This window comes from Bacteroides fluxus YIT 12057, assembly GCF_000195635.1.
Taxonomy (GTDB): Bacteria; Bacteroidota; Bacteroidia; order Bacteroidales; family Bacteroidaceae; genus Bacteroides; species Bacteroides fluxus.
Genome location: NZ_GL882625.1, coordinates 1 through 16,375 on the forward strand (window position 1 = coordinate 1; position 16,375 = coordinate 16,375).

General features: G+C 46.7%; 20 protein-coding genes. 14 read left to right on the forward strand and 6 right to left on the reverse strand.

Features of this window, described 5'->3' with window-relative positions:
* Positions 1-221 precede the first annotated feature (221 nt).
* The 10 genes from HMPREF9446_RS06890 (at position 222) to HMPREF9446_RS06935 (ending at position 9,432) form a co-directional block, all read left to right on the forward strand.
* Positions 222-1,070, forward strand: a complete 849-nt coding sequence (locus HMPREF9446_RS06890) for a TrmH family RNA methyltransferase (protein WP_009124834.1) — start codon at positions 222-224, stop codon at positions 1,068-1,070.
* A 109-nt stretch (positions 1,071-1,179) separates the two neighbouring features.
* Positions 1,180-1,971: a M48 family metallopeptidase gene (locus HMPREF9446_RS06895; RefSeq protein WP_039968770.1), complete on the forward strand. Its 792-nt coding sequence runs from the start codon at positions 1,180-1,182 to the stop codon at positions 1,969-1,971.
* Between the two features lie 94 nt (positions 1,972-2,065).
* Entirely contained in the window at positions 2,066-2,749 is a 684-nt protein-coding gene (locus HMPREF9446_RS06900) for a glycine zipper domain-containing protein (RefSeq protein WP_009124838.1), read from the forward strand.
* A 55-nt stretch (positions 2,750-2,804) separates the two neighbouring features.
* Positions 2,805-3,113: an ATP-dependent Clp protease adaptor ClpS gene (locus HMPREF9446_RS06905; protein WP_009124840.1), complete on the forward strand. Its 309-nt coding sequence runs from the start codon at positions 2,805-2,807 to the stop codon at positions 3,111-3,113.
* 16 nt (positions 3,114-3,129) lie between these two features.
* On the forward strand, positions 3,130-5,349 hold the full coding sequence (locus HMPREF9446_RS06910; protein ID WP_009124841.1) for an AAA family ATPase: 2,220 nt from the start codon (positions 3,130-3,132) through the stop codon (positions 5,347-5,349).
* Positions 5,349-5,987 carry a leucyl/phenylalanyl-tRNA--protein transferase gene (aat, locus tag HMPREF9446_RS06915; protein WP_009124843.1) on the forward strand — a complete coding sequence of 213 codons (639 nt, stop codon included), beginning with the start codon at positions 5,349-5,351 and terminating at the stop codon, positions 5,985-5,987. Before HMPREF9446_RS06910 ends, aat begins: the two co-directional genes overlap by 1 nt.
* A 15-nt stretch (positions 5,988-6,002) precedes the next feature.
* Positions 6,003-6,881: an SDR family NAD(P)-dependent oxidoreductase gene (locus HMPREF9446_RS06920; RefSeq protein WP_009124844.1), complete on the forward strand. Its 879-nt coding sequence runs from the start codon at positions 6,003-6,005 to the stop codon at positions 6,879-6,881.
* Between the two features lie 39 nt (positions 6,882-6,920).
* A complete protein-coding gene (locus tag HMPREF9446_RS06925) occupies positions 6,921-8,546 on the forward strand; it encodes an RluA family pseudouridine synthase (protein WP_009124845.1) in 1,626 nt (541 codons plus the stop codon).
* Between the two features lie 32 nt (positions 8,547-8,578).
* Positions 8,579-9,046 carry a GNAT family N-acetyltransferase gene (locus HMPREF9446_RS06930; RefSeq protein WP_009124846.1) on the forward strand — a complete coding sequence of 156 codons (468 nt, stop codon included), beginning with the start codon at positions 8,579-8,581 and terminating at the stop codon, positions 9,044-9,046.
* Positions 9,043-9,432: a VOC family protein gene (locus HMPREF9446_RS06935; RefSeq protein ID WP_009124847.1), complete on the forward strand. Its 390-nt coding sequence runs from the start codon at positions 9,043-9,045 to the stop codon at positions 9,430-9,432. Before HMPREF9446_RS06930 ends, HMPREF9446_RS06935 begins: the two co-directional genes overlap by 4 nt.
* On the opposite strand, the gene HMPREF9446_RS18670 is transcribed toward HMPREF9446_RS06935, so the two are convergent.
* A complete protein-coding gene (locus tag HMPREF9446_RS18670) occupies positions 9,388-9,636 on the reverse strand; it encodes a Rossmann-fold NAD(P)-binding domain-containing protein (protein WP_148345755.1) in 249 nt (82 codons plus the stop codon). The genes HMPREF9446_RS06935 and HMPREF9446_RS18670 overlap by 45 nt on opposite strands.
* A gap of 177 nt (positions 9,637-9,813) precedes the next feature.
* On the opposite strand from HMPREF9446_RS18670, the gene HMPREF9446_RS06940 reads away from it, so the two are divergent.
* Entirely contained in the window at positions 9,814-11,112 is a 1,299-nt protein-coding gene (locus HMPREF9446_RS06940) for a rhamnogalacturonidase (RefSeq protein ID WP_009124848.1), read from the forward strand.
* A gap of 66 nt (positions 11,113-11,178) precedes the next feature.
* On the opposite strand, the gene nfo is transcribed toward HMPREF9446_RS06940, so the two are convergent.
* The 3 genes from nfo to HMPREF9446_RS06955 form a co-directional block, all read right to left on the reverse strand.
* Positions 11,179-12,012, reverse strand: a complete 834-nt coding sequence (gene nfo / locus HMPREF9446_RS06945; RefSeq protein WP_009124849.1) for a deoxyribonuclease IV — start codon at positions 12,010-12,012, stop codon at positions 11,179-11,181.
* 43 nt (positions 12,013-12,055) lie between these two features.
* Positions 12,056-12,364, reverse strand: a complete 309-nt coding sequence (locus HMPREF9446_RS06950; protein ID WP_009124850.1) for an MGMT family protein — start codon at positions 12,362-12,364, stop codon at positions 12,056-12,058.
* Between the two features lie 133 nt (positions 12,365-12,497).
* The gene (locus tag HMPREF9446_RS06955) at positions 12,498-12,980 is read right to left on the reverse strand and encodes a PepSY-like domain-containing protein (RefSeq protein WP_009124851.1); all 483 of its coding nucleotides are present in this window, start codon (positions 12,978-12,980) and stop codon (positions 12,498-12,500) included.
* 332 nt (positions 12,981-13,312) lie between these two features.
* Between HMPREF9446_RS06955 and HMPREF9446_RS06960 the strand changes: the two genes are divergently transcribed.
* Positions 13,313-13,666 (forward strand): nitrous oxide-stimulated promoter family protein, encoded by a 354-nt coding sequence (locus HMPREF9446_RS06960; protein WP_009124853.1) that lies wholly within the window; start codon positions 13,313-13,315, stop codon positions 13,664-13,666.
* Here the strand turns inward: HMPREF9446_RS06960 and HMPREF9446_RS19070 are convergent.
* Both HMPREF9446_RS19070 and HMPREF9446_RS06965 read right to left on the reverse strand, forming a co-directional pair.
* Positions 13,612-13,818: a hypothetical protein gene (locus HMPREF9446_RS19070; RefSeq protein ID WP_087943552.1), complete on the reverse strand. Its 207-nt coding sequence runs from the start codon at positions 13,816-13,818 to the stop codon at positions 13,612-13,614. The two genes, HMPREF9446_RS06960 and HMPREF9446_RS19070, sit on opposite strands and share 55 nt — an antisense overlap.
* A gap of 2 nt (positions 13,819-13,820) precedes the next feature.
* Positions 13,821-14,285 (reverse strand): MaoC family dehydratase, encoded by a 465-nt coding sequence (locus HMPREF9446_RS06965; RefSeq protein ID WP_009124854.1) that lies wholly within the window; start codon positions 14,283-14,285, stop codon positions 13,821-13,823.
* Positions 14,286-14,626: 341 nt separating this feature from the next.
* Between HMPREF9446_RS06965 and HMPREF9446_RS06975 the strand changes: the two genes are divergently transcribed.
* Both HMPREF9446_RS06975 and HMPREF9446_RS06980 read left to right on the forward strand, forming a co-directional pair.
* Entirely contained in the window at positions 14,627-15,352 is a 726-nt protein-coding gene (locus HMPREF9446_RS06975; protein WP_039968773.1) for an SDR family NAD(P)-dependent oxidoreductase, read from the forward strand.
* 39 nt (positions 15,353-15,391) lie between these two features.
* Positions 15,392-16,372 carry a lytic transglycosylase domain-containing protein gene (locus HMPREF9446_RS06980; RefSeq protein ID WP_009124857.1) on the forward strand — a complete coding sequence of 327 codons (981 nt, stop codon included), beginning with the start codon at positions 15,392-15,394 and terminating at the stop codon, positions 16,370-16,372.
* Positions 16,373-16,375 lie beyond the last annotated feature (3 nt).

Here is a 16,375-nt window from a genome sequence, read left to right on the forward strand (position 1 = left end):
AGTTATATTTATAATAGTGTTGCGGAATTAAGGAATATATACAAAGCGAACCAATATGCAAACATGAATTTCCTAAAAATCCCATTCATGGAATGTATGCACGAAAAAGAGCAGCATGCGCGGGAACAAGGACTTTTAAGCTGAATTCCCACAAAATTCTCTAACTTTGTATCCATTACATAGAACATTCATGTCCAAACCAATATTGAAACATTAAAAATATGCCTATCATAGAAATATCTTCCCTGACCCATCCCGGAGCAGAAGTATTCAGCACTCTGACCGAAGCCCAGCTGCGCAACCGCCTTGAGCCCTCCAGAGGAATATTCATCGCCGAAAGTCCCAAAGTCATCAAAGTAGCCTTGAACGCCGGCTACGAACCATTGGCACTCTTGTGCGAACACAACCACATCACCGGAGATGCAGCCGACATTATCAAAAGTTGTGGTGACATCCCCGTTTATACAGGCAGCAGGAAACTGCTGGCCACCCTGACCGGATATGTACTGACCCGTGGTGTACTTTGCGCCATGCGCCGGCGCATGTTGCCAAGCGTGGAAGAGGTATGCCGGGAAGCCCGGCGTATCGTAGTTATTGACGGTGTGGTGGACACCACCAATATCGGAGCCATCTTCCGTTCGGCTGCCGCCCTTGGAATAGATGCGGTATTACTGACACGTAACTCCTGCGACCCGCTGAACCGGCGTGCGGTCAGAGTATCCATGGGTTCCGTCTTCCTCCTGCCCTGGACTTGGCTGGACGGTTCTTTAAGCGGGCTGAACAAATATGGCTTCCGTACGGCAGCCATGGCACTCAGCGACCATTCCATCTCTATCGACGATCCGGTTCTGACGGCAGAGCCCAAACTCGCCATCGTAATGGGTACCGAAGGCGACGGGCTACCGCACGAAACAATTACCGAAGCTGATTATGTAGTCCGTATCCCCATGTCACACGGCGTTGACTCGCTCAATGTAGCCGCAGCGTCTGCCGTGGCCTTCTGGCAACTTCGTGCCCAAGGGTTAAGGGAAACAACATGTTTAGCTAAAGGAAACAAGATATTTGACTAAGGGAAACATTTTGTTCACTACAATCGATAACATAAATTCAAAATATAAAGAAGAACCTTTCCAATTCTTTCCCTACCTTTGTATCATAAAACAGCAAAGTCAAAATGATATGAAGAAACAAATTGCCGTATTGACCGCCTTCCTGCTCATGTTGGCAGGATGCGGTTCTGTGCCCGTCACCGGACGGAAACAGATTCTTTTGGTTTCGGACCAGGAAGTATTGACCTCCAGCCTGACCCAGTATAAGGACTATATAAAGAGCGCTCCCAAGTCAGGCTCTGCAACACAATCGGCGATGGTGACACGTGTGGGGAGAAGAATTGCGGCAGCCACCGAACAATATCTGAAACAGGACGGACTGGCCGATGAAGTGAAAAACTTCTCATGGGAATTCAATTTAGTGAAGGATAACCAGATAAACGCCTTCTGCATGCCCGGTGGAAAAATCGTGGTATATGAAGGACTGATGAAGCTGGTCTCTTCAGACGATGAACTGGCGGTAGTTATCGGACATGAAGTGGCACATGCCGTAGCCAAGCACAGCAATGAGCGCATGAGCCAACAGATACTGGCGCAATATGGAGCACAGATACTGAATCAGTCGCTCTCGCAAAAAAGCACCGCCATGCAGACCATTGCCAAGCAAGTATATGGTGTAGGCGCACAATACGGAGTAATGCTGCCTTTCTCTCGAAAGCACGAATCAGAGGCAGATTATATGGGACTCATCTTTATGCGCATGGCAGGCTATAATCCGGATGTAGCCGTCAAGTTCTGGCAAAAGATGTCGGCAGGGACAACAGCCAAAGTGCCCGAACTGATGAGTACACACCCAAGCGACTCCCGCCGCATCAATGACATACAAAAGGCATTGCCGGAGATTAAGGCCAAATACAAGTAAATCCAACGGACAGTAATCTTTCCGGAAAGACCGGCTACCCGGAGCTTGTTGCTCCAATAACCATACCCCAATTAAACGAGAAGGAGAATATAAGATGAAAAAGACTTTTATAGGAATTCTGGCATTAGCCATCGTCTGCAGCAGCTGCGGCACCGGTCGGATGGCATCGGGCGACTCCGGAGCCATATTCACCGGAGCTGCCATCGGAGGCAATATAGGCGGTGCCATCGGTGGACTGATAGGCGACAGTAACGGAGGATGGAGAGGCGGCTACCGGGGTTCTGCCATCGGGACAATCATCGGAACCGTTGCAGGAGCAGCCATCGGCAATGCCGCAACGGCTCCGAAACAACCCGAAGAATACAGCTATCGGGTAGAGAGAACCCAGCCTTACCCTACCTGCTCCGAAGCACAGAAAGCGCCCTCGGCAACCGACTGTCTGAAGATACGGAACATACGCTTTATTGATGCCGACCGCAATCATATAATCAGTTCCGGAGAAAGCAGTAAAGTTATCTTTGAAATTATCAATGAAGGCGCTCAAACGGCTTATAACGTGGTTCCCATAGTAGCAGAAACAACAGGAATGAAGCGTATCTATATTTCACCTTCCGTCATGATAGAACAGATAACCCCGCACAATGGAGTGAAATATACCGCCAACATCAATGCCGGAGAACGGATAAAGACCGGAGAAATAATCATACATATTGCCGTAGCCGACGAATACGGTCAAGAATACGACTGGCAGGAATTCTCGTTACAGACACAACGGTGACTGAGCGACTTCCATAAACGGCAAGTTTATCAATTGGACAGCAAAAAAACAAGCAATGGAACAGCAACAATCCTCCTATAAAGAAAGAGAACGTACAGACCTCCGCGAGCCACGGCGTTTCAAGGTGACTATCTACAACGATGATTTTACTACCATGGAATTTGTAGTGAAAATACTTACCGCTGTATTCTTCAAGTCAACTGCCGAAGCCGAGGCTTTGATGATGAAAGTACACGAGAGCCAATCGGCCGTGGTAGGTATCTATCCGTATGACATCGCCCAGTCTAAAGTTCAGAAAGCCACACGCATGGCACGTAATGAAGGTTTCCCGCTCCGGCTCACAGTGACTCCGGAGAAAGAATAAAAAAATAAAGAAGAATATGAATATAAAAAATACAGAAGCTGTGAATCGTGCTTTTACTTCCGCACAGCATAAGGCAATGCAGTACCGGCACGAATTCGTTACCCCGGAACACCTGCTGAGTGCATTTATGGAGCAAACACCTTTCGTAAATGCCTTGGGAGAATTCTGCTTCGACATTCACAGTTTTTCCCTCAGCATTGAGAATTACCTCCGGACGGAAATGGAAAGTGTTCCCCAAGAAATGGAATATGAACTGGAGATATCCGCCCAACTCAATGAGCTTCTGCAACATGCCTACTTGATGACCGACTACTCCGGTGCCGAGGAACTGGATGTTCCCCACCTCGTGCAAGGTATGCTCCAACTGGAAGACTCCCTGGCATGCTATTTACTGAAAGATGCCGTAAGCCACGAGATACCCGATTTTATAAGTTCACTGATTTCCGATTATGAAGATGCCGAACCGGACGGGGCCGCCACTTCCTCCATACAAGAGCAAAGCGAACCTTGGCGCAACTACGTAACCTGCCTCAACGATATCCTGGAAAATCATAATCCGCTTATAGGCCGTGAAGCTGAACTGGAGAGAACGGTCCAGGTACTCTGCCGCAAAGAAAAGAACAACCCTCTGCACATAGGTGAACCCGGAGTGGGCAAGACCGCCCTTGCCTACGGACTTGCCGCCCGGATAGAGGCGGACAATGTTCCCGAACGTCTGGCGGGTTGCCGCATATACGAACTCGACTTGGGCAGTCTGCTTGCCGGAACGCAGTACCGGGGAGACTTTGAGAAACGACTGAAAACCATCATGGAAGGCGTACGCAACGAAGGCCGTGCCATTATTTATATTGACGAAATACACAACCTGATCGGCGCCGGACGTACGGGAGACGGTTCAATGGATGCCTCCAACCTGTTGAAACCCTATCTGGAGACTGGCGATATCCGTTTTATCGGATCTACGACCTACGAAGAGTTCAACCGCTACTTTGCGGGAAGCAAAGGAATGGTGCGCCGTTTCCAGCAGATAGACATCCTGGAACCAAGCATTGAGGAAACCGTACATATCATAGAGGGGCTGAAAGAAAAATACGAAACCTTTCATGGGGTGGTTTACGAAGACGGTGTGATTCCCTACGCCGTCTCAGCCAGCGCACGATTCATCAACGACCGTTTCCTGCCCGACAAGGCCATTGACTTGATAGACGAAGCCGGAGCCTACCGGGTAATGCACCCCATTAAACGGAAAAAGAAACAGACTGTGGACAAGGCTTTGATTACCGATGTCCTGGCACGTATCTGCAAAGTAGATACCCTTGCCTTGAAAGAAGAAGACACTGCCTCGCTGGAGACCCTGCATCCACGCATCAGCGCCAAGATATACGGACAAGACGAGGCTGTACGCCAAGTTGTGGAAGCCGTGCAAATGTCCAAAGCCGGACTGATGGATGAAAACAAGCCACTGGCAAGCCTGCTTTTCGTAGGTCCGACCGGAGTAGGTAAAACAGAAGTAGCCAAAGTGCTTGCAACAGAACTGGGAATTGCCCTGCAGCGTTTTGACATGAGCGAATATACTGAAAAGCATACCGTAGCAAAACTCATTGGCTCCCCTGCCGGATATATAGGCTACGAAGATGGCGGACTTCTGACTGACGCCATCCGTAAAACCCCAAACTGTGTATTGCTGCTCGATGAAATAGAGAAAGCGCATCCCGATGTCTTCAACATCCTGCTGCAAGTAATGGATTATGCCATACTGACCGACAACAAAGGCCGTAAAGCCGATTGCCGCCATGTGATACTTATCATGACCTCCAATGCCGGAGCACAATTCGCCCGCCAGGCATCTGTAGGCTTCAATAGCCGGATTAGTTCCGGAGAAGCCATGTTGAAGCAGGTAAAGAAAACTTTCAAGCCGGAGTTTATCAACCGGCTATCGGCAACAGTAGTCTTTCACGACATGGACAGGCAGATGGCAACACGCATCCTCGACAAGAAACTCGGCGAACTGCGCAGCAAGCTGGCTGCACGCCAGGTCGAAATGGAATTCAGTCCCGAAGCACACAGCTGGCTGTTGGAGCAAGGGGTTACCCAAGAATACGGTGCCCGTGAAATAGACCGCGTCATCGCCTCGCGACTGAAACCGCTATTCATGCGCGAAATCCTGTTCGGTTCATTGAAAACAGGAGGCAAAGTCCGTATAGAAATAGAAGAGAACGAACTAAAGCTACGGTAATGGTTTTCAGACTGACAAAAAAGCTCGCATTCCCCGACCCGCACTACGGAGACGAAGACGGATTGCTCGCAGTAGGCGGTGACCTCTCCATCGACCGGCTCATCCTCGCCTATTCCAACGGCATATTCCCATGGTATGCTTTTCGCGAGAACCAGATCCAATGGTGGTGTCCGATGGATCGTTTTGTGATCTTTCCAGACGAAATCCACATCTCTCACTCCATGCGCACCCTCATCAACAAGGGAAAGTACAGGCTTACTTTCAATCAGGCATTCCGCGAAGTGATCCAGACGTGCGGCAATCTGCGCATCGACATGGAAGGAGCCTGGTTAGGCAAAGATATGATGGATGCCTACACCCGCCTGCACGAGCAGGGATTTGCCGCCAGCGTAGAGGTATGGGACAAAGAACGTCTCATAGGAGGACTTTATGGAGTGACATTAGGGCGTTGTTTTTTCGGCGAAAGCATGTTTTCGTTGGTATCCGATGCCTCAAAACTGGCACTGATACATCTTGCCGCCACTTTCCGGTCACTTGGCGGAGTGATGATAGATTGCCAGTTCGAAACTCCCCATCTCCTCTCAATGGGTGGCAGGCACATCAGTTATGAGGAATACATGAAATACATTGAACAATAAAAACAGAGAGCAGATATGGCAGACAACTATCTTGAAAACCAGATGGAACAATACCAGGCACGAAAGGCCGCTTGGGAAAGAGAACGTAAGTACAAAAAAGCGTCACCCGTTCCCCAAAACAAGTCCAAGCAGCCGGAAGATGCCGCAGTGCAGATTTCACAAACGAAACGGATTTTCGTCACCGGTGGAGCCGGGGGCATAGGCAAAGCTATCGTACAGGCTTTTTGCCGGACCGGTTGCCGGGTGGCTTTTTGTGACATGAACGAAACCACCGGGCAGCAAACCGCCCAAGAAACCGGAGCGGCATTCTACCCCGTCGATATCAGTGACAAAGACGCACTGGAACATTGCATGCAGAGCCTCTTCAACGAATGGGGAGATATTGACGTTATCATCAACAACGCAGGTATCAGCGAATTCTCCCCGCTCACGGAAACAGACGTTGAAGCTTTTGACAGAATAATGTCGGTCAACCTGCGTCCGGTATTCATTACGTCGCATGCACTGGCCGTACACCGCAAAAAGCAGACAAACGCCAATCCATACGGAAGAATCATCAACCTTTGCTCCACACGTTATCTGATGAGTGAACCCGACAGCGAAGGATACGCAGCCTCCAAAGGCGGTATCTATTCATTGACACACGCTCTCGCCATGTCCCTTGCCAAGCAACATATCACGGTGAATTCCATTTCACCGGGTTGGATACAGAATCATGATTACGGCCAACTACGCCTGGAAGACCATGCACAGCACCCCTCCGGACGAGTGGGAAAGCCAGAGGACATTGCCCGCATCTGTGTATTTCTTTGCCAAGAAGAAAATGATTTCATCAATGGAGAAAACATCACGGTTGACGGAGGCATGACCAAAAAGATGATTTATACTGAATAACCGTAATTCCTAAAACTTAATGTTTATCTTTGCGCCATTATGTTACACCGGTTCACCACTTCCATCAATGACATTCCATTACCGGAAAGGTTCACTTACCCTTTCTGCTATACGCCCCATCCGCTCTGCAAGCTGGCGGCCCAAGAAGTACAAGACTACCTCAACCAGCAGACGCAATGGAAACATGAATTGGAACAAGGCAAAATGTTCGGCGTACTGATAGTGCAGACAAGTCAAGGAGAAATCGGATATTTAGCCGCTTTCTCCGGCATCCTCGCCGGAAACAACATGCATCCGTTCTTTGTTCCGCCTGTATATGACCTGTTACAGCCGCAAGGATTCTTCAAGATCGGAGAAGAACAGATTTCACAAATCAATATCCGCATCAAGCAACTGGAAGAAGACAAGGATTTCCAAAAATCAGTCACAAAGCTGTCAGTATTGGAACAGGACGCGCAAAACGCATTGAACAAAGAACGGCAGCAAATGAAGGCAGCCAAACAACGGCGGGAAGCACAAAGGCAAAGTTCTCCACTCTCCTTGGAAGAAGAGGCCGCACTGATACGCGAAAGCCAGTTCCAGAAAGCCGAATATAAACGCATGGAACGTGCTTGGAAAGAGAAAATCAGCTCCATGAGAAGCCGGATTATTCTCCATGAAGAGGAAATACAACAACTGAAAGCTGAACGGAAAAAACGCTCTGCCGCACTTCAACAAAAGCTATTCAGGCAATTCAAAATGCTGAATTACAAGGGAGAGACCAGAACTCTTTGCGAAATCTTCGCAGAAACCGCACATAAAACTCCACCTGCCGGAGCCGGTGAATGTGCCGCTCCCAAACTACTGCAACAAGCCTACCTTCATCATTGGAGACCGATTGCTATGGCAGAATTCTGGTGGGGAGCTTCTCCCAAGACTGAAATACGCCATCACGGCCATTACTATCCTGCATGCAAAGGAAAGTGCGAACCCATACTACGGCACATGCTGCAGGGATTGGAAGTAGAAGAAAATCCGATGTTACGCAGCATGCGATTCATCCCCAAGGAACTGGAGATTATCTTTGAAGACCGATGGCTTGCAGTAATCAATAAGCCTGCAGGCATGCTTTCTGTTCCCGGCAAGGAAGAGGCCATTTCTGTCTATAGCCTGATGCGCCAGCGATATCCCGATGCAGAGGGACCTATGATTGTACACCGCCTTGACATGGCAACTTCCGGTTTACTAATCATTGCCAAAACCAAGCAAGTACACCGAAACCTACAGGCACAATTCAAGGAGCGGACCGTGAGAAAGCGATACATCGCTTTGCTGGACGGCATTGTTCCACAAAATACAGGAACCATAGAATTGCCACTTTGCCCGAATCTCCTTGACCGTCCGCGGCAGATGGTGAATACAGAACACGGAAAAGTGGCGATTACGGATTTTGAAGTACTGGAACGGAAAGGAAACATCACTCGTATCTCCCTGTACCCGCACACCGGACGTACACATCAGCTACGCATACATACAGCCCATCCACTGGGGCTGCATTGCCCCATCATAGGCGATGAACTCTATGGCAAAAAAGCAGACAGGCTTTGCCTGCACGCTGAAACCATAGAATTCATACATCCGATATCGGGCGAAACAATCAAACTGACTAAAAAAGCCGGATTCTAAAAGTAAACACAACATCTATACAAAAACAACAAATGGAAATAACCCAACCTACCCCTCAAGATTATGACGAGCTTCTTACCCTATGGGAAGCCTCAGTACGGAGCACCCATCATTTTCTGGCCGAAGAAGACATCCTGTTTTATAAACCGTTGATACGGGAACAGTATTTCCCCACCGTAGAACTTTATATCATCCGCAACCAGGAAGAAAGGATAGCAGCCTTTATGGGATTAGGCGGTGAACTCATTGAAATGCTATTTGTACATCCCGACGAACAAGGCAAAGGATATGGAAAACAGTTGATGGCTTATGCCCTTCACGAAAGGCACATCCACAAAGTAGATGTCAACGAACAAAATGAGCAGGCATGTCTGTTCTACCAACATTCAGGCTTCAAGATTGTCGGCCGTGACGAGACAGACTCTACAGGAAAACCTTTTCCTATTCTACACTTGCAATGGAAACTTGATTTATATACACTCAATACACCCTACTTATGAAAATACATCATATTGCTATCTGGACTTTCCGACTGGAAGAAATGAAAGAGTTTTATACCCGCTACTTCAAGGGAATCAGTAATGAAAAATACATCAACCCGAAAAAGGGCTTCGAATCCTATTTTCTCCGTTTTGAAGGAGGTACGGATTTAGAATTAATGAGTAGAACCGATATCCGGAATACTCCTATCGAGGAAAACAGACGAGGGCTCACTCACTTCGCTTTTTCGTTTGAAAGCAAAGAGGCCGTGCTTCAACAGACAGAATTGCTGCGCTCCGCAGGATATACCATTGCGGGAGAACCCCGTACTTCCGGAGACGGATATTTTGAAAGTGTAGTTTTAGATCCCGACGGCAACCGCATCGAGTGCGTTTTCAAAGCCTAAGGGCGCGAAACAGCCCGGATTGATAGAAGCATCCGAGAGATTGATGACGATACCACAATCTTCTATTATCTCTACCAACTCTTGAAAAGAATCTTCCCGCAAAGGTCCCCTGCCCAAAGGAATAATCTGATGCTTGCACTTTGCCAGGTAGTCCGTCAAGTTCTTCCCGACAAATCCGGAAGCGCCACTAATACCTATTCTCATAACTGCAACTTTTTTACAAAACAACAAATCAGCCTGTTTTTTAGTTCGTAAAATCCCGTCTACAAGAAAAAGTCATTTTATACAGAATTAAAATCATCACTTTCCGCAGGGCATTCCTCTAAGTTTCCTATGTTTGCATTATTATTCAATCCTTGATTTTAAACTTAATTTTTCAACATGAAATTCATCGCATTACTATTCACCGTATTCATTAGTTTACAAACCTTCGGTCAGGAAAAGTTTCCCGACGGAACTCCTATTCCCGATTGGTTCAGACAAAACAACATTGTCAATATAGAGACATTGGGAGGAAAATACCGGATCACCGACTACGGTGCAGTCAATGACAGTACCCTCCTGCAAACGGAAAAAATACAAGCGGTCATTGACCTGGCTTCCCAAAAGGGAGGTGGTGTCATTATTATCCCCAAAGGTACCTTCCTCAGCGGTTCTCTTTTCTTCAAACCGAGAACACATTTATATTTAGAAGAAGGCGCCATGCTGAAAGGCAGTGACGACATCAGCAACTTTGCGATTGTAGATACCCGCATCGAAGGTCAAAGTCTGAAATATTTTGCAGCGTTGGTCAATGCCGACCGGGTGGATGGCTTCACTATTTCCGGTAAAGGAACCATTAACGGCAACGGAGAACGTTACTGGAAATCATTCTGGCTACGCCGCAAGGTCATTCCCAAATGCACCAATATGGATGAACTGCGTCCCCGGCTAATCTACATTTCCAACAGTAACGATGTGCAGCTTTCAGGGGTACATTTTATCAACTCTCCTTTTTGGACAACACACATTTATCGTTGCAACAATGTAAAACTGCTCGGCCTGCACATTTTTGCTCCATCAGCTCCGGTAAAGGCCCCGAGCAGCGATGCGGTTGACCTCGATGTATGCAAGAATGTATTGATAAAAAACTGCTATATGTCCGTAAACGATGATGCCGTAGCCTTGAAAGGCGGCAAAGGACCTTGGGCAGACAAGGACCCTAACAACGGTGGAAACAGCAACATTATCATTGAAGACTGTACATACGGTTTTTGCCATAGCGGACTGACGTTCGGAAGCGAGTCCGTCTATAACCGCAATATTATCCTACGCCGTTGCAAAATCAGTAATGCCAGCCGCCTGTTATGGCTGAAGATGCGTCCGGATACTCCCCAGCATTACGAATATATTTTGGTGGAAGACATTACGGGAAGTGCCAAAAGCTTTCTCTATATCAAACCTTGGACTCAGTTTTTTGACTTGAAAGGCCGTAAGGATATGCCAATGTCCTATTCCAACAATGTGACGATGCGCAATATTGACTTCAAGTGTGATGTATTCTTCAATGTCAGCCGATCTGACCAATACCAGCTGAAAGACTTTACCTTCGAAAATCTGAATATCCGAGCAAAAGACGGAAAATGCGACAAGGAAATCATCTCAAACTTCAAGTGGGACAAAGTAAAAGTAAATAACTGATAATCCATGATTAGTGATTTGTCTTATCTGTTCTGCATGAAAAGACAAATCACTAATCACCAATTACTATTCAAAGCTTCTCAATAACTTAATTTCTTCTGCCCAAAGAGATTCATCGGGTGTTTCCAAAATAACGGGCATGTCATTGAAACGTTCATCCTGCATGAAACGTCTAAAGAAATCCAGACCAATCAACCCTTTTCCGATACTGTCATGACGATCTACCCTGGAGCCCATAGTTTTCTTGGAATCATTCAGGTGTATGCCGCGCAGATAACCGAAACCGACTGTCGCATCAAACTCTCCGAATACTTTGTCATATTCATTCACGATATCATAACCGGCAGTAAAAGTGTGGCAAGTATCAAGACAGACTCCCACACGCGATTTATCTTCTACCCGGTCAATGATATGCTTCAGTTGCCAAAACTCATTTCCTACATTGCTCCCCTGACCGGCAGTATTCTCGATTACTGCTGTAACACCCTTGGTCTTAGCTAAAGTCATATTAATGGATTCTGCCACCCGGTCTAAACATGTTTCCACAGAAATTTTATTCAGATGGCTGCCCGGATGAAAATTCAGCAGTTTCAGTCCCAGTTCTTCACAACGCTGCATTTCATCCAGAAAAGCGGCACGGCTTTTTTGCAGACCTTCTTCTTCGGGATGCCCCAAATTTATCAGATAACTGTCATGAGGAAGGATATAGCGGGAGTCGAAACCGTACTTCTCGCAATTTTCCTTAAAAAGGCTGATACTTATATCACTCAGAGGCTTTGCCACCCACTGACGTTGGTTCTTGGTAAAGAGGGCGAATGCATTTGCCTCTATTTCGTGAGCATTGCCGGGAGCCTGTTCAACTCCGCCGCCGGCTGATACGTGTGCACCTATAAATTTCATAATTCTATTATATTTAGTAAACCATGTCTGTTTCTACAGAAGATTATTCTTTCATAAATTCCCATTGGGACACCTTCATGTCCACACACCCGTTTCCGCGGAACTTTACACCTTCACTTTCCAGTAATCCCCGCTGTTCCTCCCAAAAAGGAACCAATCTTCCCTGGCTGTTCACCACCCTATGGCAAGGCAGCCCCAAGCCTGAAGATGCATTGCGCAAAGCATGCCCTACCATACGGGAATATTGAGGTTTTCCCAAAAGATAAGCTATTTGCCCGTAAGTGAGCACACGTCCCGGGGGGATGGCGGCAACTACATTATAAACTTCCTTCTGAAAGAGATCCTTATCCATGAAATCTTATTTTTCAAGGCAAAGATAACGCAAACCTCGGCAGAATAAAATAAACAAGTTCATTTTATTCTGCCGAGGTGCGACTTATTTTCGTTTTCCAAACAAAAACATGACCGGAGATAGGCAGGCCTGTTTACAAGAATGTACTTGCACCGAGGATATTATACATATAAGTCACATTGCGAACGCGTATTATCCCACCATCCGGAGTAAACAATATCTGATATTTAGTCTGACTGTTCGCCATACCGACTTCTACAGCTACAATAGATTGCCATTCGGGAAACTGAACCCACGTTACATTCTGTACCATACCACCGGAATATTCACTGGCAGCAAAGGCGTTATATACAGCAGCAGGCACTTCATCCATGGTCGCCCAATCCGTCTGTTTCATCACCCATTGGGCATTAGCGCCAAACCATACCCTTGTATCGAAACCGTTCCTCATAAAATCCGCAACATAATAGGATCCATCTTGCGACCAGGCAATATCATTCGCCGCAGGATACATTTTTTTAAGCGCTTCCTGTACGTTGACAGGAGCCCAATCGGCAAAGGCCGAAACCGACGCCGCCAGCATCAGTATCAAAAAAGAAAACTTCAATTTACTCATATCGTATCGGATTATTGTTATCCGTAGCTAAACAAGAGTAATCCAAAGAATGTTTCCCGGGGAAACAAGAATCCATACCTGTTGGTGGAATTATACAAGTATTCTTACTATCTTTGCTTCTTGAAGGCGAAACAGCAAACAGAGATACAGTACAAAAAGAGAACAGAAAGTTATCAATCGGAGAACTCAACCAAAACAAATATCATGAAATTCCTTACACTCACACCAGAAAACATATCTACCGAGCATTTATGTTGCACAATTGGCGACAAAAGATGCTCCAATCAAAATAAAATTCTATATTTGCATTCCATGTGAATGAATAGCAATTTATGTCCCGTATAGAACAAGAAAAACAAACCGTAGAGCAAATGATACGGCTATATTGCCGGAAAAAAGAAGGCAACAAGAAACTATGTCCCCAATGTCGCGAACTATTGGACTATTCACATGCACGACTTTCCCGCTGTCCTTTCGGAGAAAAAAAATCCACGTGCAAACTTTGCACCATTCATTGCTACAAACCGGAAATGAAAGAACGGATGCGTGAAGTAATGCGGTATGCTGGGCCCCGAATGTTGTTTTATCATCCTGCCGCAGCATTCCGCCACTTATGGAGAGAATGCCTGTGTCAGAATCTGACTAAGCGTTTGGGAGATCCGTGCCAAGAACAAGAAAAACAGTAAACCTCACTCAAATCATATCCCTCCAACGAGGCTGTTGCGTCCTTTGGCACAATCTCCCCTTTGTCAGAGACATAAACAGGCAGGCGTTCCCCACGCTCGTTCATCACAAAAAATGCCCCCACCTTACATTGGGGGCATAACATTTTACGCATAATCAGTTGAAATAATAAAGGAATATTGCCACTCCTTCGAGCGCTTTCTTTTTCTCACCCTGGATTTCGATGGCAAACTTGATTTCCGCCTTGGCAACTCCACGCAAATTCGCCAGAGACTGCAATTCTGCAACAAGCCGGATACTCTGTCCGGATAATACAGCCTGCCCGAATTTCATCTTATCCATGCCATAGTTAATCATCATCTTCAGGTTATTCACCTCAATAATCTGGTTCCACAAGTAAGGCAACATAGACAAAGTCAGATATCCATGCGCTATGGTACTTTTAAAGGGGCTCTCCACTTTAGCACGTTCCGGTTCCACATGAATCCACTGGTGATCCAAAGTTGCATCGGCAAAAAGATTGATACGCTCCTGCGGAAGTTCCACATAGTCTGAAACACCAATTTGCCGGCCTACCAGCTTTTCAAAATCCTCATACGAGTTGATAATCACTTTTTCCATTATTTTTTGATATTATTTAATAAATGAATCCCGTCCCATACCCGACAAGTATCGTCAGTTTCCACTGAAACGGACAATACGTCCGTCTTCATACCCTTTCTTTCCGAGACGTAAAAAACGGTAACAAATATACTTTTAATTCCAGCAAGTGCAAAACGCAGGCATACCTTTTTCGCATTCAAAAAATCATATTTATTCTTATTTCTGGCTTCTGTCACCACATATATATCTGAAAATAACGTATATTTGCGTTGTTCTTGTTATCAAATATGATGACTAATGCCAATATGGAGCAATCTTGTTCCACTACCCTGACGAAAAAACAGAAAACAAATTCTACCATGAAACATGCCATTATTGTAGGCGCCACCTCCGGCATAGGAAAAGAAGTAGCCAAATTGCTGGTACAGCAAGGATGGCACATAGGAATTGCCGGCAGAAGGACAGAAGCTTTGAAGACCCTGCAAACCGGTGCCCCCACCCAAATTGATATACAGCAAATAGATGTAACGGATGAGGATGCCCCCGCACGATTACAGCAGTTGATAGAGAGACTGGGAGATATGGACCTTTTTCTCCTCAGTTCCGGAGTAGGTTTCCAGAACCGGGATTTGAACCCGGAAACAGAGTTGGATACGGCGCGTACCAATGTGGAAGGATTTATCCGTATGGTAACCTGCGCATTCAACTATTTCAAAAAGAGAGGATGCGGACACATTGCCGTCATCAGTTCCATTGCAGGGACCAAAGGCCTGGGAGTTGCTCCCTCATACTCTGCCACCAAGCGGTTCCAGAACACCTATATAGATGCATTGGCACAATTATCGGGCATGCAGCATCTTAATATTCACTTTACGGATATCCGCCCGGGCTTTGTTGCCACCGACCTATTAAGAAACGGCAAGTACCCTATGCTGATGCAAGCAGATAGCGTGGCACGGCACATAGTCAATGCCTTACACCGGAAAAAGCGAATAGCCGTCATTGACGGACGCTACCGGATATTGGTATTCTTCTGGCGGATGATTCCACGATGGTTATGGGAAAGGTTGCCCATAAAGAATTGATTTCGTATCTTCACGCCACAAAACATAAACAGTCCCAACATGAAAAGAAATTCAAAACACATAGCAGTTACAGCCGCCATCGCCTTATGCGCCGGTTCCACCCTACCCTTCCTTGCCGGAAGCAGCACCCTGGACCCGGAACGTGACTCGGTAAAATCCGAAGTGCCTTACTGCGTGACCTCTCCCGCCGTACCGGAGAAAATCTCCTTTGCCGGACAAGAAATAGACTTGTTGCGCTACGACCACCGTGAACGCATGGACCGTGAACTGATGTCCTTCACGTATATGCACTCCACCACCATGCTCACCGTGAAACGTGCCAATCGGTATTTCCCCGTCATAGAACCCATACTGAAAGCCAACGGACTGCCTGATGACTTCAAATATCTGGCCGTAATAGAAAGTAATCTCAATCCTCTCGCCAAGTCACCTGCAGGCGCATCCGGCTTATGGCAGTTCATGCCTGCCACAGGGCGAGAATTCGGATTGGAAGTGAACAGCAACATTGATGAACGTTACCACATAGAGAAAGAGACAAAAGCAGCCTGCGAATATTTGAAAAAGGCCTATGCCAAGTATGGCAACTGGCTTTGCGTGGCCGCCGCATATAATGCCGGGCAAGGCCGCATCTCCACTCAATTGCAGAAACAGATGGTGGATCAGGCCGCCGATTTGTGGCTGGTGGAAGAGACATCACGCTATATGTTCCGTCTGTTGGCAGCCAAAGCCGTTATCAGTAATCCGCAGCAATATGGGTTCCTGCTGAAACGCGAACATCTCTATCCACCAATTCCCTACACGGAAGTCAGCGTTAACTCGGGCATAGACAATCTGGCCCGATTCGCCAAAAGCAAAGGTATCACCTATGCCCAACTCAAAGACGCCAATCCGTGGCTGCGTGACATCACTCTAATGAACAAAAGCGGACGTACATACATATTGAAGATACCTACACAGGCAGGCATGCACTACAATCCCAAAAAGACAGTGCCCTACAACAAGAAGTGGGTAATCAACTAAAAC

Coding starts and splice junctions, on each gene's coding strand:
- HMPREF9446_RS06890 (WP_009124834.1), top strand. CDS start 222: ATGCCTATCATAGAAATATCTTCCCTGACCCATCCCGGAGCAGAAGTA.
- HMPREF9446_RS06895 (WP_039968770.1), top strand. CDS start 1,180: ATGAAGAAACAAATTGCCGTATTGACCGCCTTCCTGCTCATGTTGGCA.
- HMPREF9446_RS06900 (WP_009124838.1), top strand. CDS start 2,066: ATGAAAAAGACTTTTATAGGAATTCTGGCATTAGCCATCGTCTGCAGC.
- HMPREF9446_RS06905 (WP_009124840.1), top strand. CDS start 2,805: ATGGAACAGCAACAATCCTCCTATAAAGAAAGAGAACGTACAGACCTC.
- HMPREF9446_RS06910 (WP_009124841.1), top strand. CDS start 3,130: ATGAATATAAAAAATACAGAAGCTGTGAATCGTGCTTTTACTTCCGCA.
- aat (WP_009124843.1), top strand. CDS start 5,349: ATGGTTTTCAGACTGACAAAAAAGCTCGCATTCCCCGACCCGCACTAC.
- HMPREF9446_RS06920 (WP_009124844.1), top strand. CDS start 6,003: ATGGCAGACAACTATCTTGAAAACCAGATGGAACAATACCAGGCACGA.
- HMPREF9446_RS06925 (WP_009124845.1), top strand. CDS start 6,921: ATGTTACACCGGTTCACCACTTCCATCAATGACATTCCATTACCGGAA.
- HMPREF9446_RS06930 (WP_009124846.1), top strand. CDS start 8,579: ATGGAAATAACCCAACCTACCCCTCAAGATTATGACGAGCTTCTTACC.
- HMPREF9446_RS06935 (WP_009124847.1), top strand. CDS start 9,043: ATGAAAATACATCATATTGCTATCTGGACTTTCCGACTGGAAGAAATG.
- HMPREF9446_RS18670 (WP_148345755.1), bottom strand. CDS start 9,636: ATGAGAATAGGTATTAGTGGCGCTTCCGGATTTGTCGGGAAGAACTTG.
- HMPREF9446_RS06940 (WP_009124848.1), top strand. CDS start 9,814: ATGAAATTCATCGCATTACTATTCACCGTATTCATTAGTTTACAAACC.
- nfo (WP_009124849.1), bottom strand. CDS start 12,012: ATGAAATTTATAGGTGCACACGTATCAGCCGGCGGCGGAGTTGAACAG.
- HMPREF9446_RS06950 (WP_009124850.1), bottom strand. CDS start 12,364: ATGGATAAGGATCTCTTTCAGAAGGAAGTTTATAATGTAGTTGCCGCC.
- HMPREF9446_RS06955 (WP_009124851.1), bottom strand. CDS start 12,980: ATGAGTAAATTGAAGTTTTCTTTTTTGATACTGATGCTGGCGGCGTCG.
- HMPREF9446_RS06960 (WP_009124853.1), top strand. CDS start 13,313: ATGTCCCGTATAGAACAAGAAAAACAAACCGTAGAGCAAATGATACGG.
- HMPREF9446_RS19070 (WP_087943552.1), bottom strand. CDS start 13,818: ATGCGTAAAATGTTATGCCCCCAATGTAAGGTGGGGGCATTTTTTGTG.
- HMPREF9446_RS06965 (WP_009124854.1), bottom strand. CDS start 14,285: ATGGAAAAAGTGATTATCAACTCGTATGAGGATTTTGAAAAGCTGGTA.
- HMPREF9446_RS06975 (WP_039968773.1), top strand. CDS start 14,627: ATGAAACATGCCATTATTGTAGGCGCCACCTCCGGCATAGGAAAAGAA.
- HMPREF9446_RS06980 (WP_009124857.1), top strand. CDS start 15,392: ATGAAAAGAAATTCAAAACACATAGCAGTTACAGCCGCCATCGCCTTA.